The sequence below is a fragment of the Ruminiclostridium hungatei genome (assembly GCF_002051585.1).
GTDB classification, from domain to species: Bacteria; Bacillota; Clostridia; order Acetivibrionales; family DSM-1351; genus Ruminiclostridium; species Ruminiclostridium hungatei.
On sequence record NZ_MZGX01000010.1, the window covers coordinates 111575 to 137370 of the forward strand.

Genomic DNA, 25796 nt, shown 5'->3' on the forward strand with positions numbered 1-25796 from the left:
TTGCAGTTTATTTATTAGCATATTGGAAAACGCCGGACACTGGGATATAATATTATTTGATAAAAGACCATTAAAAGATAAGAATGCTTTTTAAGGTGCCGGATACGGTTTTACCCCAACCGGCGTGGACATGGAGGAGTTGGATGGCAACGGAGATTGAAAGAAAATTTCTAGTGAGCAGTGAGGATTACAAAAAGGATGCCCGTGCATTTGTGTTCAAACAGGGCTATCTGTCTGTTACAACAGGGAGAACGGTTCGGATAAGAACATATGACGATAAGGGAGTTATAACCATAAAGGGAAAAAGGCACTCCTATACCAGGGATGAGTTTGAGTATGAGATTCCGGTGGAGGAGGCGGATATAATGCTTGAAAATTTATGTATAAAGCCGCTGATCGAAAAAATAAGGCACTTTGTGGTCTATGCCGGAAATGAATGGGTAATAGACGAGTTTCTGGGTGTTAATAAGGGCCTGGTAGTAGCAGAAATAGAATTGAAAAGCGAGGACCAGTCTTTTGAAAAACCCCATTGGCTGGGTGAGGAGGTTACCTTTGATAACAGGTATGGGAACTCCCATCTGGTGAGCAAGCCCTATAGCCAGTGGTGAGGATATAAAACTAAGGAGGTGGCTCCCCGGTGGAATGCAGAGAAGGCTGCGGGGCATGCTGCATTTCGCCCTCGATTTCATCAGCTATTCCCGGTATGCCCCATGGCAAGCCGGCAGGTGTGAAATGCATACAATTGGATGATAATTATAAATGCAGGCTATTCGGAAAGCCTGAGAGACCCAGGGTATGCTTAAGCCTTGGACCATCCGCAGAAATGTGCGGCAAAACCAGGGAGGAGGCCCTGTATTATCTGGAGTTTCTTGAGGTACAGACAAGATAGTTTAATTGCATTAATATAGATTAGTTGAATTTATAAAGTTGAATTAATGAATTAATAAAGAACGGAGATGGAATTATGAGTAAAATATTGGTGTTTATGTACGATGACATGGCTGACTTTGAAATAACCTATGCAACCCATTTGCTTGGACACGAACTGTCCATGGAAATTGTCCCATGTGCATATGATATGAAGCCTGTGAAAAGCAAGGGCGGTCTGCAGTTCCTTCCCGCTATCACTATAGCCGAAGCAAGGGCCGCTGATTTTGCAGGGTTTATAATACCGGGCGGCTGGAATCCTGTTGTAAAGGAGGAAATCCTTACCCTTATAAGAGATTTTTATCATGGCGGAAAGCTGCTGGCAGCTATTTGTGCAGGCCCGCGCTATTTTGCCAAGGCCGGAATACTGGACAAGGTCAAATATACCACATCAATAGTGGAGTGGAACGAAATGAGAAGGCAGCAGTTTAAGGAAGAGGACCCCTTCCCAAGGGAAAACTTTGTTAACACGAGAGTGGTCAGAGACGGAGATGTTATAACCTCACAGGGGATATCCTTTGTTGACTTCGGAGTGGAAGTTGCCGACTATTTCGGACAGTTCAAGAGTCCGGAGGACAAAACGGCATTTTTAAATACTATTACAGGCCGGTAAATGGAAGCATAAACTTTTTGGAGGTAATATGGGTCGAACTGTTCTGGTCACCGGGGCATCAAGAGGCATCGGGCAAGACACTGCCCGGCTTTTTGCCGACAGGGGCTGCAAGGTTGCAATAAATTACAATTCCAGTGAAGAAGCTGCGGCAGGGCTGTACAGTGAACTGCAGACAGCCGGTTGCAGGGCAATGCTGGTGCAGGCTGATGTATCCAATGAGGAGCAGGTTCAAAAAATGCTGCAACTGGTTAATGAGAAGCTGGGAGATATAGACATACTGGTCAACAATGCAGGCATTGCAAAGCAACAGTTGTTTACGGATATTTCCGCTGAGGAATGGGACAGGTATTTCCAGGTAAATGTGAAGAGCATGTTTCTGTGTACCCGCGGAGTGCTGCCTGCCATGATAAGAAAGCAGGCGGGAAAGATAATAAACATATCTTCCATTTGGGGGATTACCGGGGCATCCTGCGAGGTGCTTTATTCTTCCACAAAGGCTGCTGTAATAGGTATGACGAAATCTCTTGCCAAGGAGCTTGGTCCGTCAAATATACAGGTCAATTGTGTTGCGCCGGGAGTAATAGCTACAGCTATGAATTCCGGCTTGTCCCAGGCGGATTTGGAGGATTTAAAGGATCAGACCCCGCTGGGGGTCATAGGCAAGAGCAGGGACATAGCCGAGACGGTGTATTTTCTTGCGTCTGGCAAGGCCGATTTTATAACCGGACAGGTAATAAGTCCCAACGGTGGCTTCCTTATTTAATTTAACTAAAATTCCATAGGGTTTTAGGGCATTTATAAGCTTGAATTTTTACTGCTTTATTGTATACTTAGCTAATATATTTGCTTTATGATTCTGCTTTATGTGGACTTTTTTCTATATCAGTATTTTAGGCATGTTACATAATTTCCGGGAGGAAAACTTTTTATGAATGATACTTCAGGAGTCAAACGTTTTTTTGAGTATCTTCCTGCCTGCATCCGGTTTCACAAGCTGAAAAGCGAAGGACTTGCGCGATTGATTTTTCTGCTTGTGCTGCTTTTCCAGATGGCAGGAAGCTATATTCAATATAAAATACTTAATCAAATATCTTCAGAGGATTTGGATTTTCTGCAGTCGGCAATTGCCATGCCTTCTGCCACCGTGCAAAATGCCAATTCCGCTGAAAAAATACTGTTTACGCTGCTCATGGTTATTGTTGCAAACCTGGTAATCCGCCTGATAACAAATTTGTTTCTGTCTGTATACATGTATTCGTATATATCAGAGCTGAAAGGCAAGACCTCAGGTATTGCCGCAAGCTTTAAGGGTGCATTCAGGAATTTCGGAAGATTGGTTGTTTATAACATATTGTTCGGATTGCTGGTGCTCATGGGCTTGATATTTTTTGTCATACCAGGGATAATTGCATATATCATATTTATATTCGGTTTCTGCTATATTCTTGATTTGAAGCTGAATGTTGCCGATGCCTTCACTGCCAGCAGTGAGCTTACAAAGCGCCGCAAAATGCAGATTGTAAGTGTCTTCATGGGATTTTATCTGATGTTCGAATTACCTATTGTACTGCTGATTTCAGGAAGCACTCTGGGTTCTGCATATCTGGCATCCTTTTTCAGTACTATAGCAGGTATTATCCTGCAAAGACTCATAACACAGCTATACATGGATATGGAATATAAAAAGGAACGGACCGGCAAGTAAGGCATTTTATTTACCCGCAATATTTTTTTATTCACAATTTTGTCACAGCATATATCTGATATTAAACGGGGGATAAACCAAGTGAGCGCCAGAGAGGTTTTTAACAAGCTGGGATTGGCCGGCGGAGCAATTACCGATGAAAACTATGAACTCAGCAGGCGGAAGTTTGTAATAGAAGGCTGCCTTGCAAATGCAATATTCACCTTGACCAGCGGGGCTTTTTTGGTGGGCTATTCCAGTTACCTGGGGGCAAGTGACCAGTTTAACGGTATAATTGTGGCGCTTCCGCTGCTGGCAAATATAATACAGATGTTCAGTCCTCTTTTATTTGAGAGGATAGCGGGCAGGAGGAAGCTGATTGTTGCCCTGTGCCTGTTTTACAGAGTACTTTTGGGAATGATGATGTTCGTTCCGTTCATGACCGACAGCAAGCCTGCCAGGCTGATTATACTGGGCAGCATGTATTTTGTGGCATACTGTGCATCAGGCTTTTTAACCCCTGCTGCTGCGAGCTGGATTATAAGTCTTGTACCCGAACGCATGCGGGGACGTTATTTTGGCGTAAGGGATATGTGCATACTGGCTTCTGCTGCTGTAGTGTCGCTGGTAATGGGCAGGGTTCTGGATTTGTTTAAATCCCATAACCAGGACTATGCGGGTTTTGTGGTGGTATTTTCCATTGCCTTGCTGATTACAATACTGAATGTGGCAACCCTGAGCAGAATCAGGGAGCCTGAGGTCAAACCCCTGGACAGGAAGCTGGATATTAAAAGTCTTATATCCATTCCTCTTAAAGACAGGCAGTTCCGCAAGGTTGTCATTTTAAACATTGTCTGGAATCTGAGCGTTCAGTTTGCTCTTCCGTTTTTTTCCGTTTATATGGTAAATGGCTTAAGACTGTCCTATACCTATATAATGATTATAGGTATCATACTGTCCTGCGCTCAGTCCTATTCCGCCAGAGTGTGGGGCAGGATATCCGAGAAGAAGAGCTGGGAGTTTACCACCATTGTGTCAATTGCGGTGCTGGGAATAGTTCATGTGGCCTGGGTATTTATAAATAAGGATACTTATTTTTTCATTCTTCCGTTTATTCAGGTTCTCTCGGGAATTGGCTGGGCTGGGGTCAACCTGTCACTTTTTAATATTCAGTTCAAATATGCACCTCAGGAGGGCAGGACGGTTTTTGTAGGCTTTAATGCCGCGTTGGCCGGAGCAGCAGGGTTTATAAGTGCTGTGGCAGGGGCGGTGGTTGTGGGTGGCTTAAGCAATGTCAGAGTAAACATAAGGATAGCAGTGCTGGATAATATGCTGCTGGTTTTTGGAATATCCGGCCTTATGATACTCTCCTGCGCAGTTTTCTTCCTCTGCTGGTTCAAAGACGGAAAAAAGTCATGACCAAATAATCATAACTATTGCATTTTGTCTTGACAAATAGGGCGGTAAGCATATATTATATTTCTTGTACGTAAAAAAGTAATAATCTTTTGGTCGTTTAGCTCAGTTGGTCAGAGTACTACCTTGACATGGTAGGGGTCACTAGTTCGAGCCTAGTAACGACCACCAAAAAACGCATGCAGCGCATCCTGCATGCGTTTTTTCATGTGGATGGTGAATTGAGCGAATGTTGGGTAGATTGCGAAATTCCAGCATGCTGTGTTTGTTTTTATATGTATTTTAAAAATATTTTTACATTTCTGAATTAATACGTATTATTGAATTGCAGATATAGCTATAGTAAAATGATAGTTAATGCAAGGAGTTGGATAATAGTGGTATTCTAATTGGTAGTGATAGGAGGGATTTTCTTGCTTGTTGAAAATAATGAGAAAATAGATAAGTTTACAAAAATACTATTTTACTACGGGATTGGATTTGTATTTCTGGCAATGTTTTTTATCTGGCAGGGTGCAAAATATTCTTTGCTGAGCATAGCTCAGTTCGGGATTTTTCAGATATTCACAGCTATTCTTATTTCTTTTGTGGTACGGTATAGAAATTATGAGCTGCTGATTAAAAAAAAGGCCAACGATATTATTGAGACCAATTTGGGAAAAAAGAATGAAGAAATTCTCCAAGCGGATCATCTGGAACAAAATGATATTGAGGCTGAACAGGTTGCCGGAAATAATTCCATTGCAAAAGAAAAAGCGCCTGATAAAGAGCTTGATCCTGTCATGGAATTTAAAAAATTCTGTGACCTCGGATTTCCGCTGGGACTATTATTTATAGCACTTTTGGCTATTTTTATAGAGGTACTTATATTTATCTGTCTAAAAAGTGTAAATTACATTGAAAAACCTCCCATTCTTATAGGAATATTCAGCATTTTCTTATCTTTTTTACTTTTAGTAAGCTCAAATTTGTTCAGGCAGAATGAAGATATCCGTGTGGAGTACAAAATGCTGACACACTTCATAAATGCATCTCAATGGATGTCTTTTACATGCGGATTAACTATCATCATCAGGTATTTTGGATTTGGACAGGCAGAACACTATATCAGCTATATTATAAGTGTGTTTCTTATTGTTGTATTTCTTGAAGCTGTGTTTCAATCCATTAGGCACCTTATTGACGGAAGAAACAGACATAGCATTGAATTGAAATTTTATATTCTACCGGCCTTAATCAGTGGAGGGAATCCGGTTAGTCAACTTTTGGCTTCTATGGAGGGCAGAACGGGTATTTCTTTCAGGTCAACCTGGACCATACGCTTTATAAGACGCAATCTGCTGATAATAACCCTGATAGTTGGAGGCTTTTTATGGTTAATGACTTCTTTTGTACAAATAAATCCCAATCAGAAAGGCCTTCTTTTCAGCCTAGGTAAGCTTGAAAGGGAGCAGCCTTTACTTCCGGGGATACACCTCAAGCTGCCATGGCCGGTTCAGACGGTAAAAGTCTACCCAGCCTATAAAATCAATAGTTTTACGGTTGGGTATGAAACGGACAAACGCAGTGATTACTTATGGACGGCCGACCATAACGGTGAAGAATATAAGCTTCTGCTCGGGGGCGGAAAGGAACTGGTTTCAATAAACATGCAGGTATTTTTTAAAATTGGAGACCTGTATGAATATACGCTTCAATACGATAACCCGGAAGAGAAACTTAAGGCCGAGGCTTATCGGATACTTTTGAATGAGACTGTAATTACCGATTTGGACAAGCTTTTAAGCTTAAACCGGTCATCCTTTTCCAAAATGGTGGAGCAAAAGCTTCAGGAGACAAGTAAAAGTCAGAAGCTTGGAATTGAAGTAACCAGTGTTGCATTAACCAGTATACATCCTCCTACCGAAATTGCACGTCAATATCAGGAAATCGTAAGTGCTGACGTTCAAAAGCAGACAATTATTACGAATGCAAAATCTTATGCCGGGTCGGCAATCCCTAAGGCCCAAAAGGCTAAGGAAGAGGTGGTCAAGCTATCACAGGTTGAGTCTGTCATGCGTAAAGGCCAGGCTGGCAGCGAGGCTCTGAAATATTCCTATGTCTATAAAGCCTATGGGATAAATAACAGCGCATACAAGGAATGGAAATGGCTTGAAATTTTAGAAAAGACCTTGTCAGGTAAAAAGATGTATTTGCTTGACAAAAATCTGAATCTGCAAAAAGGTAACTTATGGCTTGATATGAGGGCAAAAGACAATACCGTACAGGGTGACAGTAGGGTCAACGAAGAATATGGATTATCCGGATTGCAGGAAGGAGAAGGAGTGGGGACAAATGAAGCAGGAGAAAAATAAAGCTGAAAGATTATGGGTTCGCTGGACTGTTGGGGGTATAACTTTACTCTGCATTTTAGTTTATGCGTTTGCATTTATTTTATATGAAGGAAACATAGCAGTAGTTACAAGATTTGGTGCGCCAAAGGAGGTTGTCCGGGATGCTGGGCTCCACTTTAAACTTCCATGGCCCTTCGAAAAAGTTTATACTTTTGATAAAAGGCAGCATTATTATGATACCAGTTTTATTGAAACTCTGACCAATGATAAAAAAAATATCATTCTGCAAACATATGTGGTATGGAGTGTTGAGGATGCGCTTAAGTTTCTTCAGAGTACATCCAGCAGAGAAGCCGCTGAAGCGAATCTGGACAGCCTTGTGACAAATTCAAAGAACGGGGTGCTTGGTAAGTATAATCTGTCTGCACTGGTATCTACAAATAAGGATGAACTGAAACTTGACCAGATAGAATCTGAAATTTTATCCGATATATCTGAACAGGCATTAAGCAGGTATGGTATAAAAGTTACCCAGGTGGGAATGAAAAAACTGGGTTTACCTGAAGCCAATATGAAATATGTATTTGAACAAATGCGCGCTGAAAGGCTCAAATATGTTGAACAAATAAAAGCTGAAGGAGAAAGGGATGCAAGTATAATCAGAAATGAAGCCGATGTGCAGACTGCAAAGCTGAAATCAGAGGGGATGAACGAAGCGGCAAAAATAAAGGGAGAAGCTGAGCTTGAAGCTGCAAAAGTTTATGCAGATGCTCAGAAAGAGGATCCGGAATTTTATTCCTTCCTGCGCAAACTGGAATCCACAGAAAAGCTTTTAGGTGATAAGTCTACAGTTATTTTCAGAAACGACAGTGCTCCTTTTGACGTATTGAGCGATAAAAAATGAGGTGGCCATGAAAGAGAAGAATGATTCTATAATTGAGCAAAGTCTTAAAACTGCATCAATATACATAAAAATAATAGCAATTATTGTTATATTTGGTGTTCTCCTGTCTGGTGTAACATTTGTTCAATCAGGAGAGGTGGCAATTGTTCTGCGCTTTGGCAGACTGGTAGGAGATATTCCTGCTGAACAGGTTTTACAGCCCGGTATTCACTTTAGTCTGCCATTCCTGATTGATAAGGTGGTCCGCATACCGGTACAAAAGGTTCAAGAGGTGAAAGTAGACGGTCTGTATACATACGGAAACATAAGGGACATTACAAAGACTGGATATGCCTTGACCGGGGACAATAATATAGTGCTTCTGGAGGCTGTGCTGAAATATAAGATTACAGATCCTGTCAGATATACCCTCGACGTCGAACAGCCTGTAGATAATTTGAAGGAACTTGCGACCAGCTCGTTGACCCGTAAGATATCTTCAATGAGTGTTGACAGAATTCTTACAGATCAGAAAAAGGAGCTTGCAGGTGAGGTACTTGAAGATACCCAGAAACAGGCGGACAGAATAGGAATGGGAGTTCAACTGGTTGCACTTGAAATAACGGGCCTCCACCCTCCGGGAGAGGTAAAGGATGCTTTTGACCTGGTAACAAGTACAAATGTCAAAAATGAAACGCTGATACAGGAAGCAAAGAGATACAGGGAAAAAGTCATACCTGAAGCTGTGGCTGAACGTGATTCAATGATTCAGGGTGCTAAGTCCTATAAGCTTGAGAGAGTTGCCCAGGCAAATTCTGATGTTTCTCAATTTTATGGAGTGTTAGATGAATACAGAAGGAATCCTTTAATCGTTCATGAGCGCTTATACCGTGAAAAGGTTGAAAAAATAATGGAAAAGGTTGCAGATACGGTTTTGGTGCCCAAAGGGGAGCAAGGGGAGAATATCATTCTGCCATAGTAAAAGAAAATTATTGATGAGGCTTTTGGCAAGAATATTCTGAAGTACGAGGGTGTTATTATTCAAATATGCCTGAGCAGCATTATTAACTGAGAGAAGGATTATATAATGAAGAATACAATCAGAACAACAGCACAACAGGTTGAGCAGCTCACTGAATCCGTATTGACATATCAGGAACAAAAAAAATTGTCCTTACAGATTGGAACCATGCTGGTTGCAGGCATAATATGGCTGGCTGGTATTGTTCATAGCCGTCTCTTTCCTGAATTTGAAAGTATCACCGGAATAATTATGTTTACCGGAGCATTTATAGCCAGCTTTAATATTTTTGTAAATGCACTTAAAGGCTTTATTTGCAAAGAGCCGCAATATGTTATGGAACAACTGGTAAGTCTGGCGTTACTTGCCTCAATAGCAAAAGGTGATTATCAGATTGCAATATTGATTTCTCTTATAATGTCAGTGGTACATTTTCTTGAAGAAAGAAGTATTCTGGGGGCTAAATCGGCAATTGAAGGATTAAAAACCTTGCAGGCTACCGAAGCATGCCTTATAACTCAGGAGGGAGAGCATATTGTAAAGTCAGAGGAACTTCTGCCTGAAAATATAATCAGAATAAGGCCGGGAGAGATGATACCGGCAGACGGTGAAGTTGTTGAAGGACATTCTTCAATAGATCAAAGTTCTCTGACAGGCGAAACTGTTCCGGAAGATGTTTGCGTCGGAGGAAAGGTTTTTGCAGGCACAATAAATATTCATGGTACTCTCAAAGTAAAGGTTACAAAAAAAGTTAATGAAACCTCTTTGAGTAAGATTGTGGAATTATTAAAACAAACAGAACAATCCAAAACAGCCACAATGCGTATAATTGAGCGTTACTCGGCATATTATCTGCCTTTGATTGTAATTATTGCATTTGGAGTTCTGTTTCTGACACAGGATATGAACAGAGTAATTGCCATATTTGTTGTTGCATGTCCCTGTGCTCAAATTCTGGTTAGTTCTACAGCAATGATAGCATCACTGGCCGTAGCATCACGGAATGGTATTTTATTGAAGAATTCAAAGTTTCTCGAAGTACTTGGTGATGTTAAAACCGTAATATTTGACAAAACAGGGACGCTCACGGTTGGTCACCTGGATTTGATTGATATTATTCCCGCGGGGGAAATAAGCAATGAGGAGCTTTTAGGCTGCGCAGCATCAGCAGCATGGGCTTCCAATCATCCGGTTTCAAGAGCGATTGTCAGAGCAGCACAAAAGTTGACCTTTGAAAAGGTTGACACTATAAAGGAAAGTGCCGGTCTTGGTGTTACCGCAGAAAGCAGCAGGGGAAAGATTTATTTAGGCAATAGAAGCTGGTTTCAAAATATTGGTTTAATTCTTCCGGTTGAGCCGATTCATTATGGGCCGGTAGTATGGGTTGCTCGTGAAAATATAGTTTTAGGGTATATCTTATTGGCAGACTATTTGCGTTTAGATGCTAAAGAAGCAATACAAGCAGTGCGGAAACAGGGAATAGAACGAATCGTTCTTGTCACAGGAGACCGTAAAGAAGCAGCAGATGCAATAAAAGCTGAGCTTTGTCTGGAGGAGGTATTCTCAAACCGTTTACCGGCTGACAAACTTGAGATAGTCAAGAATGAAAAGCAACAAAATTCCATAACTATGGTAGTAGGTGATGGAATTAATGATGCACTTGCCTTATCCGAGGCTGATGTTGGTGTGGCAATGGGAGCAATGGGCTCGGATATAGCTGTTCAAAGTGCGGATATAGCGCTTATGGGAAATGAACTTGAGAAAATATCTTTTGTAATCGGCTTATCAAGGAAAACAAAAAGAATTATTTATCAGAATATAGTTATCGCTTCAGCTATCAGTGCCATAATGCTGCTATTTGCAGGGCTAGGAATAATAACGCCCTTGGCGGGCGCATTCTTTCATAATATTGGAGCCTTTTTAGTATTATTGAACAGTTCAAGACTATTAAAATTTGGCCAAAAGGTTTGATACCGGCGTTATTCCTTAAGCTCACGGCCTTTGGGGTTTTTATCTCTGAAAGAAACTGAACATATGACAGTGGTAATTGGAATTGTAAGTAAAAGACTCAAACTGCCAATAAGCGATTGCAAAAACTCGAATATTAATTCCTCTTTGTTTAAAAGGCTTAATAAAGAATAATCAGAACCGGCATAAATCAGTACAACTATCAGTGAACTGCCGATATAGGCAAGTATCAGTGTATTTGTCATTGTCCCCATCATATCCTTGCCAATGGAAAAGCCGGATTTTAAAAGAGCCCCCGGTGTAGTACTGATATTATTCAGTTTAATTTCATATAAAGAGGAGGCTATGGACATGGATACATCCATAATTGCACCCAGTGCACCTATGGTTATCATGGAAAATATAATAGCTTTTACATCAAGATTATCAATACCAAATATATTGCCCAGCATATAGGTTTCGTCATTGATATAACCTGTCAGCAGCATCCATTTGTCCATTAGAAATGTAACTGTTACTGAGATGGCGGCTCCTGTAAGACAACTGAATGCTGCAGCAGCACTTTTCCTGTTATAGCCGTATATAATTGCAAAGGTTGTAACAATAATATACAGACAGATGATACAGGATGAAAAGTAAATATTGTAGCCTCTGCCTATTGAAGGGATAAACACAAAAAAGATGGACAGGCATGTTGCAGCAAGTGAAATGATTGTTTTAATTCCCTTTATTCCACCCAGCAATATTATAAATCCTGCAAAAATGATTCCTAATATAACTATCTTATCAAAGCGGTAATAATACTGAAAAAGAAATTCGTCATCCATGGGTAATAGTACTACCTTGTCACCGGGAGAAACCTGTACAATATTTTTATCAGTGCTGTTGATTATTTGTTTTGCATTTATTAAAGTATTGTTGTTGCTTTGAGTTTTATCTCCGAATGTTTCAGCTTTAAAATATATACATTTATTTAAAATATTCGAGGCATCTTCAGTTTCCTCGGTAATTTCATCAATGGATATTACTTCTGCAAAGACAAGATAATTCAATTCCTCCTCTCTTTCATAAGTTATTCCTCTCTGATAATGGTTATGACATACGTATCTATTCCCATAATAGATAAATAAAAAAGCTAATAATATAAATAATAAATAAGATATAATCTTAAGGATGCTTTTCATATAAATCTTTGTCTCCTTGGTATTTCAGTAAATGATGAACTGTCTTAATAATTTTATTATTAACATATGCAAGTGTTCTTTTGGCGTAGTACAAACAATTAGTTTTTCTGAATATTTCCGCTCCTGCAAAGGGCAAAAATACACCTTGAAGAAAGCGGGAAGTATTTGTATTCAATACTCCCGGCTTTCTTCAAGGTGATGATTTAAATAAATATACCGGAATAAAGGCAACCTGGATAATCTAAACCAAGCCCAAAAGACGTGCAGTACTGGCAACCACAAAACATACCAGGATTCCTGCTGCGGTGGGGATGGCAAAAGCGGCAAGAGTCCAGCCGAGACTTTGAGTTTCCTTTTTTATTGTCCACAAAGTTGTTCCGCAGGGGAAATGCATAAGGGAAAACAGCATCACGCAAATGCCTGTGAGCCAGGTCCAGCCCTGGGCGACAAGGAGTTGTCTCAGGTCGGAAAGCTGATCCAGCTCCATTAAGGACCCGGAGGCCATATAGCTCATAATAAGGATGGGGATGACAATTTCATTGGCCGGCAAGCCAAGCACGAAAGCCATCAGTATATATCCATCCAAGCCCAGAAGCCTTGCAAAGGGATCAAGAAAGTTTGCCGCATGTGTGAGGAGACTCATATCTCCGACAGTAATATTAGCCAGTATCCAGATAACAAGACCTGCCGGTGCTGCTATCAGCACTGCACGGCCCAAAACAAACAGCGTCCTGTCCAGTATGGAGCGTATTATAATGCGACCCACCTGGGGTTTCCTGTAGGGTGGCAGCTCAAGAGTGAAGGAAGACGGAAGGCCTTTTAATATTGTTTTGGAGATAAGTTTTGAGACCAACAGTGTCATGAGGATTCCAAGCAAGACTATTGCTGTAAGGGCGAGGGTGGAGGCGATAGAATTAAAAGCACCGCCCGCTGTTCCGCCGATAAAAATGGTGCCGATTGCAATAAGGGTTGGAAAACGTCCGTTACAGGGTACAAATACATTTGTAAGGATTGCTATTAACCGTTCCCTGGGAGAGTCGATAATCCTGCAGCCTATTACACCGGCAGCATTGCAGCCGAAGCCCATGCACATGGTTAACGCCTGCTTTCCATGAGCGCAGGCCTTCTTAAAAAAATTATCCAGATTAAAGGCAACCCTGGGAAGATACCCCAAGTCCTCTAAAAGAGTAAACAATGGGAAAAATATAGCCATTGGAGGAAGCATAACGGATATCACCCAGGCCAGTGTGCGGTAAATTCCAAGAATCACTATTCCATGAAGCCATTGTGGAGCACCTGCCCATATAAAGAAGGAGGTAAGCTTTCCTTCAATAAGGGAAAAAAGGTCTGAAAGCAGGCCGGAAGGCACATTCGCCCCCGCTATGGTAAGCCAGAAGATTACTGCCAGCAGGCACAGCATAATTGGTATTCCAAAGACCCTGGAGATAAGAATACTGTCAAGCCTTCTATCAGTACTGTTATACTGCATATTTGTGCAGGTAACTGTTTCCTTTGTGATTTCCTCAGCAGCAGTTACGATACTGGATACGATTTTATCTCTTAAACAGTCAGCCTTTATACCATTTTCAGCCAAATGTTCTTTTGCCAGTAATAAAAGCTCCCGCAGCTCCAGGTTATCCATAAGGTTAAAGCCCAGATGTTTGTCCAGTAGCGCCAGCATAGCCGCATCTCCGTCCAAAAGCTTAAGTGCAGCCCAGCGGTTATTTATTTTCCCGGCTGCAAGTTTACATATTATTGGCTGAAGCATAGCTATGGACTCTTCAATTACCGGGTCATAGGTAATTTGCACAGGGGCAGCCGGTATATCTCCGTTTGCCACGTCATATACCGCATCCATTAATTTTTCAAGGCCTTTACAACTCCGGGCATTTGTGGGTATGACAGGGACACCCAGGAGAATTGAAAGCTTGTCAAAATCAATGCTTATTTTCTTTCGGGCAGCTTCATCTATGAGATTTACACAGACTACAGCCCTGTGTGTAATCTCAAGGGTCTGTAGCACCAGATTCAGGTTTCTTTCAAGACAGGTGGCATCTGCTACCACAACTGTTGCAGCAGGAGCGCCAAAGCAAATAAAATCTCTTGCTATTTCCTCTTCACAGGAATTTGCCATTAAGGAATATGTACCGGGAATGTCAACCATTATAAAGTTCTTATCCTTATGCTTGTATTTTCCCTGAGCATTGGAGACTGTTTTTCCCGGCCAGTTGCCCGTATGCTGGTTAAGGCCGGTCAGGCTGTTGAACACGGTACTCTTGCCTACATTGGGATTGCCGGCCAGAGCAATCACTTTATCCTCAGAAAATAAGCTGTGGCCGGTAAAATCATTTACCAGCACGCCTGTGCCTGTGGAGCGGCTTGTTAAATCCATGAAAAAACCTCCTTGTTCAATTAGTTTTACAAAATTAAAAAGAATTTAACTACGGGCCAAAGCCCTTGGAAAGTATGGCTGAAACCTGTTCAGGTGATTTCAACCAGTATTTTGGACGATTCCTCAGAGCGGAGAGCTATCACCGCACCGCGGATATGATATGCAACAGGATCACCCAAGGGACTTTTTTGAAGTGCGACCACCTCAGTGTCTGCTATTAAGCCTAAATCCAGCATTCTTCTGCGGATGGCCCCCTGGGAAGTGAGCATTTTTACCCTCCCTTTCTTTCCCACAGGAAGATAATTTAATTGTATGAAATTATTGTCCATAACCCAAACCTCCTGAAAACTTATGTTAACTATTTATTTTACCTGTTTAAGACGGGAGCAAAACTGTTTCCCTACACTAACATATGTAAAATGCAGTTGAAATGTTACGCAGATAATTTAACCTGCAGTGCTAATTAAAAAGGTGGTAAACAGTCAGAAGGTATTGCTCGCTCCCGTACGGGCTTCAAATAAAAGCTTTTAATCATGCTGCGCATTTCTTTAAAGTCGTCCTCCCGGGACTTGCGACCTTGTCTGTTAATGAAACTTCAAATTACTGTAACAAAATTTCTTCATGAGCCATAACTTATTAATAAATGCAAAAAAGTTATTGTTTGCAGTATTAAGCATGCCCGGTTGTGAAAATAAGGAGGGGGAGGAAAGCCCTTTGTGTAAACCGCTGGTTACGGTAGGAATCATTAATTACAATTGTATAAAGTACCTGGAAAACTGCGTTGCTTCATACCTTAGGCAGTCCTACGGGAAACTGGAGATAATCATTGTGGACGACTGCTCCGCGGATGGTTCCGTGGAAGTATTAAGAGAACTGGAAAGGAACAATGAAAATATACGCTGCATCTTCCATGATATAAACAGCGGAGGCCCCTCGGCTGCTATCCGGGAAGTGATAGAGCAAGCCAAGGGCAAGTATTTTCAATGGATAGCATCGGATGACTATGCAGAGGAAAACGCCATAGAAAGCTTTGTGGACAATCTGGAAAAAACCAATAATGATTATGTATACTGCAATTTCAAAATAATTGATGAGAGCAACAAGGTCACGGCATATTGGAGGTATACCCTCCCCAGTCTTGAGGAACTGGTTCTTAAGATATTTTCAAACGCTTCGGGAATCATGCCAATGAATGGCTTGTACAGACTGGATTTTTTCAGAAGCACAGGCATAACCTGGAGTGTTTACAGGAATAATGACCATTCAAGTGATACCATCAATTCTCTTTACTTTGTCAAAAACGGAATGAAATACGGCTTTATCAATGAAGCCCTTATAAACTACAGGCTGCATCAGAACAACTGCTCCCACAATATAGAAGCAAGGCTCAATACTTCCCTGATGGTTTATGACTATATCATTAAGAATTTCAGCGAGGAGAGTTATTTTCCTGCCGTTGACTGGAAGGGCGCTGCTCACAGGGAACAGTTGAAAAGCTACACTATCGCTTCATATTTCTACTCTAAAATAACCGGATATATGAGCCTGAAGGGTATTCCTCCACATTTGAAATACACTGTCACTCAGGCCGGCCTGAAGGAATGTGTCCGATGCTTTATGGAGGAGGGAACACGTTATATCCGGCTGGGACTTGAACAGGGAGGCCCATACAAAGATGACCTGCTTGCCCTGGAAGACAAGTATAATAAGCTTTTTATATAAAGACATGAAGGGATATTGTATATGATGAAACAGGTTTGCGGCATTAACCTTGAACAAAAGGACATAAACCGTACGGAATTCATTTCTTCCCTGAAAGGCAGAAAAATCGCCTTGTACGGTGCAGGCGGCATAGGCTGCGTTACATGCGGTATTTTAAAGGAAAAAGGGTGCGGGGTTCAATGCTTTGTTGATGATGACAGGGCCAAGCAGGGTACTTATGTGGATGGAATAAAGGTGGAGCACCCGGACATTCTCAGCCAGGAGGACGGATTTATCATTCTCATATGCCTGCCCAACCCCATGGAGGTATATCACAGGCTTTTAAGCCGCGGCTGCGGGAATGTTCAATATTATCCTGTGATGATGGTGGAAAGGGATTTTTATAATGCAGCCCTCCTTGAAAATGACCGTGAAAAAATTGAAAGGGTTTATGGACTTCTGTCAGATGATTTTTCAAGGACTGTGTTCACAAATATATTGAAGCACAGGGCCACCATGGATTTTTCCTGCCTGGACGGCATCCTAAGCCCGAAGCAGTATTTCCCCACGGATTTATTTACCCTTGACCGGTGTGAATGCTTTGTGGACGGAGGAGTCTACAACGGAGAGACAATAGCTGATTTTATCAGCATTACCGAAAACAGCTTCAGCCATATATACGGCTTTGAACCTGACCGGCAGAATTACGAGAAGTTTGCCCCCCGAGTCACAAGCCTTTCTCCTGAACGCATCAGCCTTTACAATATGGGGCTTTACTCAATAAACGGCGAAAGCAGCTTTAACGGCAACGGAAGCAGTTCCTCCTCCATATGCGATACCGGCAGGGATAAGGTAATGCTGGCAAAATTGGACGATGTGGTGGGCGAGCATATTCCCACATATATAAAACTTGATATTGAAGGTGCGGAAGAGGAGGCCCTCTACGGAATGAAAAACACCATAGAAAAGCACCGTCCCAAGCTGGCCATATCCATTTATCATAAAGCAGCCGACCTATGGGAGCTGCCGCTGCTGCTGCATTCGCTGGAGACTTCCTACAGGCTTTATATAAGACATTATTCAAATGGCTTGCATGAAACGGTTTGCTATGCCCTGTAAGCTTTTTATGCCCGTTTGTATCGCTGTATGGCAGCGGGATAGGAGATTTTATGTTTACTGACAAAACATTGCTTATCACAGGCGGAACAGGGTCCTTCGGAAATGCCGTCCTCAATAGATTTATAAACACCGGTATAAAGGAAATCAGAATATACAGCCGTGATGAAAAGAAGCAGGATGATATGCGGAGAGAGCTCAACAACGATAAAATAAAATTTTATATTGGAGATGTGAGGGATTACCGTTCATTATACGGTGCTCTCAAGGGTGCGGACTTTGTTTTTCACGCGGCGGCGCTGAAACAGGTGCCTTCCTGTGAGTTTTACCCCATGGAGGCGGTCAGGACAAATATCCTGGGCACGGAAAATCTTCTGAAGGCGGCTGTTGAAAACAAGGTAAAAAAGGTCATTGTCCTGAGCACCGATAAAGCCGTCTATCCCATTAATGCCATGGGGATGTCCAAGGCACTGCTGGAAAAGGTTATGGTGGCGGCCTCCAGAAACCTGAGCGGGGAGGAGACGGTTTTTTGCGGTACCAGGTACGGAAATGTCATGGCTTCCAGAGGTTCGGTAATTCCGCTGTTTATCCAGCAGATAGCCGAAGGCCTGCCTGTAACCGTTACCGATCCTGATATGACAAGGTTCATGATGTCACTTGAAAACGCCATCGATTTGGTGCTTTACGCCTTTAATAACGGGAAGCCAGGGGATATATTCGTACAAAAGGCACCGGCAGCAACAATACTGGACTTGGCTGCTGCCTTGAAGGAAATCTTCGGAGCGGGCAATGAAATCAAGGTTATTGGTACAAGGCATGGAGAAAAGCTGTACGAAACGCTTTTAACCCGTGAAGAGATGGCCATAGCGGAAGACCTGGGAGATTACTACAGGATCCCGGCGGACAACAGGGACTTGAATTACGACAAATATATCAGTTGCGGCAAAAGTGCCATATCGGCCTTAAGCGACTACAACTCCCACAATACCAGAAGGCTGGACGCCGGCGAATTGAAGAAGCTGCTCCGGAGTCTGGACTATGTGCAGAGAGAACTGAAAAAAAAGTCAAAGGAGCTCAGCCATGTTGAAGGTAATGACCATAGTGGGGACCAGACCGGAAATCATCAAATTGAGCAGGGTAATCCACAAGCTTGACCGGTATACCAGGCATGTTCTCGTACACACAGGACAGAATTTTGACTTTGAACTCAATGAGATATTCTTCCGGGAAATGAGAATAGGCATGCCCAGGTATTATCTGAACTGCGCGGGCAAGACACCTGTTGAAACAATAGCAAATGTACTGGTCAAAACAGATGAGGTACTGGAGCTTGAAAAGCCGGATGCCGTGCTTATATATGGAGATACCAACAGTTGTCTGTCTGTAATTGCCGCAAAAAGGAAGAAAATACCCATATTTCATATGGAAGCAGGGAACCGCTGTTTTGACCAGAGAGTACCCGAAGAAATAAACCGGAAAGTGGTGGACCATCTCAGCGACATAAATATGCCCATCTCGGAGCATGCCAGGAGATACCTGCTGCAGGAAGGCATAAAGGGGGAAACCATTATAAAAACCGGCTCCTCCATGAAGGAGGTTTTCGATTATTACAGGGAGGATATAGGTAAATCAGAGATACTGGAAAAGCTGAAGCTGCAGCCTGATGAATATTTTGTTGTCAGCTCCCACAGAGAAGAAAATATTGACTCCCAAAAGAATTTCAGGACTTTTATAGAAACTCTCAATGCCGTTGCAGGTAAATACCGGAAGAGGATGATAGTTTCAACCCATCCCAGGACTATGAAGAAAGTGGTGCTTATGGATAAGGCTGCTTTTGACTCCCGGATAGAATGGATTAAGCCCATGGGCTTTTTTGACTATATCAGGCTGCAGACAAATGCCTTTTGTGTCATATCCGACAGCGGCACCCTTATGGAGGAAGCGGCGCTTCTCTGCTTTCCGGCCATTACCATCAGAAATGCCCATGAACGGCCCGAGGGAATGGATGAAGGCGTACTTATCATGTCGGGACTGAAAAAGGACAGGGTGATTCAGGCCGTTGAAATGGCCACCGGCATTGCAAAGGAACGTGCGGACAGAGCCAAAAATATTCCGCCTGTTCAGGATTACAATGTGTCCAATGTTTCCGACAAGGTTGCGGAAATCATCCTGAGCTATACCGATTATATCAGGAGGACAGTATGGAGGGAGATGGAATAGCGTATGGGCAGGAAAAAAATATTGATTCTTGGCTCCGGGGGAATGGCGGGGCATGCTATGACAACCTTCCTTGAAGAAACGGGAGCTTATGATGTATTTAATCTTGCACATAGGAAGAAGCTCAATGAAAGAACCATCGTACTGGATGTGACGGACTTTTCCGGCTTTGCAGCACTGCTGGCCCGGGAGGACTTTGATGTGGTTATAAACTGTATAGGGGTCTTAAACCAGTATGCTTCAGATCATATAGACAGGGCGATTCTCCTGAACTCCTACCTGCCGCATTTTCTGGAAGACAGGTTCAAGGGGACGCCAGCAAAAATCATTCATTTAAGCACAGACTGTGTTTTCTCGGGAAAAACAGGCCCGTATACCGAGGATTCCTTTAAAGACGGGGATACATATTATGACCGGACAAAGGCCCTGGGAGAGGTTTGCCAGGGCCGAAGCCTGACAGTCAGAACCTCCATAATAGGCCCGGATATGAATTATGACGGAATAGGTTTGTTTAACTGGTTTATGAAAGCCAGCGGGAAAATAGACGGCTATGTAAATGCCTTCTGGACCGGCATCACCACCATAGAACTGGCAAAAGCCGTAGAAAAGTTGATCTTGGCGGACTTGACGGGAATTTACCACCTGGTCTCAAACAAAAGTATAAATAAATATGAACTGCTGCTGCTTTTCAAGAATACCTTCAACAGGGAGGATATCCAGGTGGAAAGGTATTTCAATGAACGCCTGGATAAAAGTCTTATCAACACCCGCAGGGATTTTGAATACAGGGTGCCCGAATACAGGGCCATGCTGGAGGAAATGAGGCAGTGGATTCTGAAGCATCCCGCCTTTTATCCTCATTATTCAGCATTTATCTCCTGATTTTTAAAGGTTCTGCCGATGTGGGGGCACTTTTTTAAAATTTGATGTTTTTATAGTAATATCTCAAAAAAATGTATTGTTTTAATGACATTTGTAACATATAATAATATTGTAAAAATTTTACTTGATTGCTGTTGATTATTAAAGATACTTGTATGATTGGAGCGCTATTTGTAAAAAGGTTATTTGGATAAGTTGGCGAAAACTGATGATTTACGTAAGGAAAGCCGGTTTTGGGGCTCGTATTTTATGAATTTAAAAGGAGGACAAGCAATATGGAACAAAAGGTAAAAATAATCGAATCCAATTCTGCCAGCGGAGGTATAATAGGGAATCTGCCTGCTGTCGTATTTCAGATGTCACCAGTAGTGACGTTTCAAGCTTTTGTAAGCGGAACCACAGTGCTGGTACAAATGAATAATACACTATATAAGACCAATGAGCAGCGCAACCTTACGCCAAGCCAGCCCACGGCAAGTGTGCCCTTCCGCCTGTATGTGGGCAATGGCTGGATGCAGTTGAATGACGGTGTAATAGACCTGGAACTGAAGCTGGAAAACAACCGTCCCAAGGAGGTGTGGGTTACCGCTTGTTTTGATACCTGCAACAGCTCTACAGGGTATACCTTCGGAACGCTGGGGGGGACCTTCCTACTTCCTCTGTGACATGCTGATAGTCAAGCATAATAAACCATGATAAAACCATAATAAACGGTTATGAATATGATTGTATAAGCCTATCCGGCTTTGGATGAATAAAAGTGAATAAGCTGGGAATCAAGCCATCACCTTATAATTGAAGTATAGGGTGATTTTTTCTTTTGTATTAAATCGCATATTGATGTCATATGTATAAATCATGCAGGTTGTCTGTGAAAAATATATGAAGAGAGAGAAACTGATGCTTCAAAACGTGCTTATTTTATTGTTAAGTCTTGGAATAATACTTATGGGCTGTGAACTGTTTACAAATGGGATAGAATGGCTGGGGAAAAGACTCAAGCTGGGAGACGGAGTGGTTGGGAGTATTCTTTCGGCAGTTGGGACCTGCCTGCCTGAAACACTGATTCCCATAATAGCGCTGCTGTTTTCAAAGGGAAAGCCGGAATCCACGGATATAGGTATAGGTGCCATAGTCGGAGCGCCTTTTATGCTCTCAACGCTGGCCTTCTTTATTACGGGGTTAAGTGTGGTCGTATTTGCCAAGAGGCGCAAAACGGGCTTGATTTTAAATGTGAATCTGGATATTCTGAGCAGGGATATATCTTTCTTTGTAGTAGTCTATACAAGTATGGTTCTGGTATCAACGGTCAATCTGGGTGTGGTCAAGAATATGCTGGCTGTGGTGCTGTTAGGCTGTTATGCATATTACGTTTTTAAGACGGTGGACAGTGATAAGTGCAGTGACGGAGAAATTGACGACCTGACCTTTTCCAGGGCTTTTAACACAAAGACAAATCTGTTTGTAATACTGCTTCAGGTTTTAGTGGCATTGGCAGTTATAATTATTGGTGCTGAACTCTTTGTAGGAAATATTGAGGTGGTATCAAAAGGGCTTGGAATTTCAACCCTGGCATTATCAATAATCATCACTCCTGTTGCCACCGAGCTGCCTGAGAAGTTCAACAGCGTCATATGGATCAGCAAGAGCAAGGACACCCTGTCCCTTGGAAATATAACCGGAGCAATGGTGTTCCAGAGCTGTATACCTGTGTCCATCGGAATACTGGCAACAGGCTGGAGGCTTGACATCATAACTGTAGTAAGTGCCTTGCTGGCTCTGGGTTCTGCTTTGGTAACATATATCTGGATAAAGCTGAAAAAGCAGCTTAACCCTTTGCCGCTCCTGTCCGGAGGGCTGTTTTACGCCATTTTTATTGTCTTCCTCATTGAGAGAGGCTTTAATTAGCATCTTAAAATCTCCTCCAAATTTATGCACCCTATTTATCGAATGCTGTACTAGTGGTCTGTAACACCTAAAAGTCACATATTGCCGACGGTTAAATTCTGCGCAGAATTTCGTTGCTGTTCTTGCCAATACATACAGTATTGCCTTCGTCCTCCGCCTTACCCTGCAAAAAATTTCCACGCGGGCAATATACGTTTTAAATGTTGCGGACCACTAGAATATATTTTCAAAGGTAAAACCTTCCTTTTCAGGTATGTGGCGGATATAATGCCTGAGAGTTTCAAGTTCTGCCAGGGATGAGGAATAATCCTCGCTTTCAACATACATTTTGGTCTTATTATAGGAATCCTCTATGTTATCAATTTCAAAGTGATCTACAAGCATAGCCCAGAAATACTTTGTATTTTTCCAGTTTCTGCTGAATTCCTCCAGTTGCTTTTCTGCGGAAGTCCATTGCTTGTCCGTGACGGATTTACCCGCAGAAACAATTGACAACTCCAGCACTCCTGCCGATTTATCCAGATAATACAGGGTTAATGAGCCTGAGAGAACTACTGTTATCAGGAGTACGGAAACAAGAATGATTATTTTGGTATTTGAGTTCATGGGATGGTATGCTCCTTTAGGTTCTGTATTTTTCCTTGGCCTGGCAGAAAAGCTTCCCGTCTGAATCAATACTTGCAAAGAATACTTCCTCTATGCTCCTGATGCCGATTTTTTTCAGCTCGATTTCCAGTGTTCCTTTATTCAGCCCGGTTTTTTTCAAATTGGAGGAAACCAGCTCCCCGTCAATTATCAGATCGATTGCAGGAGCCTCATACTTCACCGACAGGTTCAGATCCTCCGGAGTTACATTTCTTTTAGCTGCTTTAGGCACAACGCTTAACTGACCGTTGGTTTCCAGAATGGCAAATTCCACATCTGCTATGTCATAAATATCCTTGCTTCTGAGCTGTTCCATAAAATCAGTCAGAGTATACAGCTCATTCCGGAAAACCTGTTCGTTGATTTTTCCCGAGGAAATCAGGATGCTGGGTCTTCCGCAGATAATATTCCTGGCCTTATAGCTTTTTAAGGATATGAAGGAAATGAGTATCTGGGCAGTCAGCATGGTGAGTATGGGAATGATGCCGTTCACCAGCGGAATACCTGTATTTTGCATGGGCACCGAAGCCAATTCGGAAATCATTATGGCTACGGCCAGCTCAAAAGGCTGCAATTGCCCTATCTGTCTTTTGCCCATTATTCTCATGGCAATAATAACAACGATGTAAAGAATTAATGTCCTTATAAAAACAACCAGCAATGTCCATAACCTCTTTCTATTTTGATGATACATATATTATTAAAAGAATGACAAAAAAAATACATTTTTACCTGGTGCCCGGAATACCGGTTTGAGGGTCTGTTTTACGTAATTCATAGATATTTGAAGAAAATTAGAGATATTTCTATAAATAGCCATATAATTCGGTTGCTGATAATTTATTCGGTTGATTATGCTCATAATTTCAGGTTTTATGAAATTAATACTATAGTGATATAATAAACTGGTATTCTTTACTATGGGGCATTGTAAATGGCGTATGCTTGTTATAATGCTCATTATTTTTACTCTTTTTTATGGGGCTTCAATGCAGGTTGCAATAATATTATTGCATTAATTTAATTTATTGTGGTAGAATTATGTGTAAACGAATTATACAGTAAGTTGAGAGTTATAAAACAGTAAGGCTTAAGACAGAATAAAAAAATAAATACAATAAAGCAGGGATTAATCAGGGACGTTTTTAAGCGTTCCGCAGTAGCAGTTCATGTTGATTCAGAGAGCAATCTGGCTGGTGTGAAGGTTGAGAGCATGGACAGGCGAATTACGGATTAGGAGCCGCTTATGCCGGGTGTGCCCGTTACAGCTTCAAAGGTGTTTATAATTTGGTACGGCAGGACATATGCAATATGTCGTCTGTTGTTCTGTTATTTGACTGATTTTAAATTATAAATGCGAATTAAGGTGGTACCACGAGCTCTTCGTCCTTATACAGGCGGGAGTTTTTTTATTGCTCCGGAGATTTATGATATTATTTCCAGAATATCTGAAACTGCGGGCAATTTGATAAATACAGCTACAAGGAGAGTGGAAGGCAATGAGTAATGTATTTGATTTATTGCAGGAAAGAGGTTTTATAGCGCAGGTAACACATGAGGAAGAGGTTAAGAAGCTTCTCGCTGAGAAAAGTGTGACCTTTTATATAGGTTTTGACCCCACTGCCGACAGTCTGCATGTGGGACATTTTCTTCAGTTGATGGTAATGGCGCACATGCAGCAGGCAGGTCACAGACCTATTGTCCTCATCGGCGGGGGAACCGCAATGGTGGGAGACCCCAGCGGCAAGAACGACATGAGAAAGATGATGACCAGAGAAATAGTCAGCCATAATGTTGAAAGCTTTAAAACGCAGATTTCCAAGTTCATTGATTTTTCAAACGACAGGGCTATCATGGTTGATAACGGTGACTGGCTGCTGGGTCTGAACTATGTGGAATTTTTAAGAGATGTGGGGGTTCATTTTTCGGTCAACAGAATGCTGACTGCGGAGTGCTTCAAGAGCAGGATGGAAAAAGGCTTGACCTTCCTGGAGTTTAACTACATGCTCATGCAGAGCTATGACTTTCTGGTGCTGAACAGAAAATACGACTGCCAGATGGAGTTGGGCGGGGATGACCAGTGGTCCAATATTTTAGGGGGTCTTGAACTGTGCAGGAAATCCGACGGGAAAAGCGTGTATGGCATGACCTTCACACTTCTGACCACAAGTGAAGGCAAGAAAATGGGCAAGACGGAAAGCGGAGCCGTATGGCTTGACCCTGAAAAGACAACGCCCTACGAGTTTTACCAGTACTGGAGAAATGTAAGTGACAATGATGTGGAAAAATGTCTTGCACTTCTTACCTTCCTTCCCATGGAGGAAGTCAGAAGACTGGGCTCTCTTACAGATGCAGGAATAAATCAGGCAAAGGCCATACTGGCCTTTGAAGTTACCAAAATAGTTCATGGGGAAGAGGAGGCCAATAAGGCAAAGGAAGCCGCCGAAGCCATATTTGGAGGAAAAGGCAGCTCGGACAATATTCCATTCATTGAAGTAAAGGCCGCCGACCTGGAGGCGGGAATCAAGATTACCGATTTGCTGGTGCTCTCAGAGCTCACTCCCTCAAAGAGTGAGGCAAGAAGAGCTGTTCAGCAGGGCGGTGTGGCCATTAATGAAAACAAGGTGGCAAGCTTTGATTACACTGTGGGAAAAGCTGATCTGGCTGAGGGTGAAATGATGCTGCAAAAAGGCAAGAAGAGCTTTGTAAAAATCAAGGTTGTTTAAAATCGGAGTATCCGTTTCAAAAGGGAGCATGTCAAGACTAATGTACTTTACTGTACATGGAGCGGGCGGCTCCTTTTTATTGCCCGGAAAAAGAAAAAAATCATAAGTTGAATTGCACCTGACACATAAATAAGTTTTGTGTCAGGTGCAATTTCAGTTTGTGAACGTAAAATTTGGTAC

23 protein-coding genes and 1 tRNA gene are annotated in these 25796 nt (G+C 42.2%); 19 read left to right on the forward strand and 5 right to left on the reverse strand.

Annotated elements, in window-relative coordinates; all coding sequences use genetic code 11:
* Window positions 1-143 precede the first annotated feature (143 nt).
* From CLHUN_RS09135 to CLHUN_RS09180, 11 genes are all read left to right on the forward strand, one after another.
* Window positions 144-608, forward strand: a complete 465-nt coding sequence (locus tag CLHUN_RS09135) for a CYTH domain-containing protein (RefSeq protein WP_080064283.1) — start codon at window positions 144-146, stop codon at window positions 606-608.
* Between the two features lie 29 nt (window positions 609-637).
* Complete coding sequence (locus tag CLHUN_RS21785; protein WP_117387033.1) at window positions 638-889, forward strand: YkgJ family cysteine cluster protein; 252 nt, start codon at window positions 638-640, stop codon at window positions 887-889.
* Window positions 890-964: 75 nt separating this feature from the next.
* Window positions 965-1540 carry a DJ-1/PfpI family protein gene (locus CLHUN_RS21790; protein WP_117387034.1) on the forward strand — a complete coding sequence of 192 codons (576 nt, stop codon included), beginning with the start codon at window positions 965-967 and terminating at the stop codon, window positions 1538-1540.
* A 28-nt stretch (window positions 1541-1568) separates the two neighbouring features.
* Window positions 1569-2303 carry an elongation factor P 5-aminopentanone reductase gene (ymfI, locus tag CLHUN_RS09145; RefSeq protein WP_080064284.1) on the forward strand — a complete coding sequence of 245 codons (735 nt, stop codon included), beginning with the start codon at window positions 1569-1571 and terminating at the stop codon, window positions 2301-2303.
* 165 nt (window positions 2304-2468) lie between these two features.
* Entirely contained in the window at window positions 2469-3245 is a 777-nt protein-coding gene (locus CLHUN_RS09150) for a YciC family protein (protein ID WP_080064285.1), read from the forward strand.
* A gap of 81 nt (window positions 3246-3326) precedes the next feature.
* Window positions 3327-4643: an MFS transporter gene (locus tag CLHUN_RS09155; RefSeq protein WP_080064286.1), complete on the forward strand. Its 1317-nt coding sequence runs from the start codon at window positions 3327-3329 to the stop codon at window positions 4641-4643.
* Between the two features lie 91 nt (window positions 4644-4734).
* Window positions 4735-4811 (forward strand) — tRNA-Val (locus CLHUN_RS09160).
* A 242-nt stretch (window positions 4812-5053) separates the two neighbouring features.
* On the forward strand, window positions 5054-6994 hold the full coding sequence (locus CLHUN_RS09165) for an SPFH domain-containing protein (RefSeq protein WP_080064287.1): 1941 nt from the start codon (window positions 5054-5056) through the stop codon (window positions 6992-6994).
* Window positions 6975-7877: a protease modulator HflC gene (gene hflC, locus CLHUN_RS09170; RefSeq protein WP_165755714.1), complete on the forward strand. Its 903-nt coding sequence runs from the start codon at window positions 6975-6977 to the stop codon at window positions 7875-7877. Before CLHUN_RS09165 ends, hflC begins: the two co-directional genes overlap by 20 nt.
* Before the next feature lie 7 nt (window positions 7878-7884).
* Entirely contained in the window at window positions 7885-8835 is a 951-nt protein-coding gene (gene hflK, locus CLHUN_RS09175) for an FtsH protease activity modulator HflK (RefSeq protein WP_080064289.1), read from the forward strand.
* Window positions 8836-8943: 108 nt separating this feature from the next.
* Window positions 8944-10848 (forward strand): heavy metal translocating P-type ATPase, encoded by a 1905-nt coding sequence (locus CLHUN_RS09180; protein WP_080064290.1) that lies wholly within the window; start codon window positions 8944-8946, stop codon window positions 10846-10848.
* An 8-nt stretch (window positions 10849-10856) separates the two neighbouring features.
* Here the strand turns inward: CLHUN_RS09180 and CLHUN_RS09185 are convergent, their stop codons facing one another.
* From CLHUN_RS09185 to CLHUN_RS09200, 3 genes are all read right to left on the reverse strand, one after another.
* Entirely contained in the window at window positions 10857-11897 is a 1041-nt protein-coding gene (locus CLHUN_RS09185; protein WP_242656481.1) for a YibE/F family protein, read from the reverse strand.
* Between the two features lie 373 nt (window positions 11898-12270).
* On the reverse strand, window positions 12271-14421 hold the full coding sequence (feoB, locus tag CLHUN_RS09195; protein WP_080064293.1) for a ferrous iron transport protein B: 2151 nt from the start codon (window positions 14419-14421) through the stop codon (window positions 12271-12273).
* An 89-nt stretch (window positions 14422-14510) separates the two neighbouring features.
* Complete coding sequence (locus CLHUN_RS09200; RefSeq protein WP_080064294.1) at window positions 14511-14750, reverse strand: FeoA family protein; 240 nt, start codon at window positions 14748-14750, stop codon at window positions 14511-14513.
* A gap of 385 nt (window positions 14751-15135) precedes the next feature.
* On the opposite strand from CLHUN_RS09200, the gene CLHUN_RS09205 reads away from it, so the two are divergent.
* From CLHUN_RS09205 to CLHUN_RS09235, 7 genes are all read left to right on the forward strand, one after another.
* Window positions 15136-16143 (forward strand): glycosyltransferase family 2 protein, encoded by a 1008-nt coding sequence (locus CLHUN_RS09205; RefSeq protein ID WP_165755715.1) that lies wholly within the window; start codon window positions 15136-15138, stop codon window positions 16141-16143.
* Window positions 16144-16164: 21 nt separating this feature from the next.
* Window positions 16165-17241 carry an FkbM family methyltransferase gene (locus tag CLHUN_RS09210; RefSeq protein ID WP_080064296.1) on the forward strand — a complete coding sequence of 359 codons (1077 nt, stop codon included), beginning with the start codon at window positions 16165-16167 and terminating at the stop codon, window positions 17239-17241.
* Between the two features lie 50 nt (window positions 17242-17291).
* Complete coding sequence (locus CLHUN_RS09215) at window positions 17292-18392, forward strand: polysaccharide biosynthesis protein (RefSeq protein WP_080064317.1); 1101 nt, start codon at window positions 17292-17294, stop codon at window positions 18390-18392.
* Window positions 18319-19458 carry a non-hydrolyzing UDP-N-acetylglucosamine 2-epimerase gene (gene wecB, locus CLHUN_RS09220; protein ID WP_080064297.1) on the forward strand — a complete coding sequence of 380 codons (1140 nt, stop codon included), beginning with the start codon at window positions 18319-18321 and terminating at the stop codon, window positions 19456-19458. Before CLHUN_RS09215 ends, wecB begins: the two co-directional genes overlap by 74 nt.
* Before the next feature lie 3 nt (window positions 19459-19461).
* Complete coding sequence (locus CLHUN_RS09225; RefSeq protein ID WP_080064298.1) at window positions 19462-20337, forward strand: dTDP-4-dehydrorhamnose reductase family protein; 876 nt, start codon at window positions 19462-19464, stop codon at window positions 20335-20337.
* Between the two features lie 275 nt (window positions 20338-20612).
* Window positions 20613-21002: a hypothetical protein gene (locus tag CLHUN_RS09230; protein WP_080064299.1), complete on the forward strand. Its 390-nt coding sequence runs from the start codon at window positions 20613-20615 to the stop codon at window positions 21000-21002.
* Window positions 21003-21237: 235 nt separating this feature from the next.
* Entirely contained in the window at window positions 21238-22245 is a 1008-nt protein-coding gene (locus CLHUN_RS09235; RefSeq protein ID WP_080064300.1) for a sodium:calcium antiporter, read from the forward strand.
* 213 nt (window positions 22246-22458) lie between these two features.
* Here the strand turns inward: CLHUN_RS09235 and CLHUN_RS09240 are convergent, their stop codons facing one another.
* The gene (locus CLHUN_RS09240) at window positions 22459-22851 is read right to left on the reverse strand and encodes a DUF4363 family protein (protein ID WP_080064301.1); all 393 of its coding nucleotides are present in this window, start codon (window positions 22849-22851) and stop codon (window positions 22459-22461) included.
* A 16-nt stretch (window positions 22852-22867) separates the two neighbouring features.
* Window positions 22868-23551 (reverse strand): YetF domain-containing protein, encoded by a 684-nt coding sequence (locus tag CLHUN_RS09245; protein WP_080064302.1) that lies wholly within the window; start codon window positions 23549-23551, stop codon window positions 22868-22870.
* Between the two features lie 838 nt (window positions 23552-24389).
* Here CLHUN_RS09245 and tyrS point away from each other — a divergent pair.
* A complete protein-coding gene (gene tyrS / locus CLHUN_RS09250; protein ID WP_080064303.1) occupies window positions 24390-25616 on the forward strand; it encodes a tyrosine--tRNA ligase in 1227 nt (408 codons plus the stop codon).
* Window positions 25617-25796: the final 180 nt, after the last annotated feature.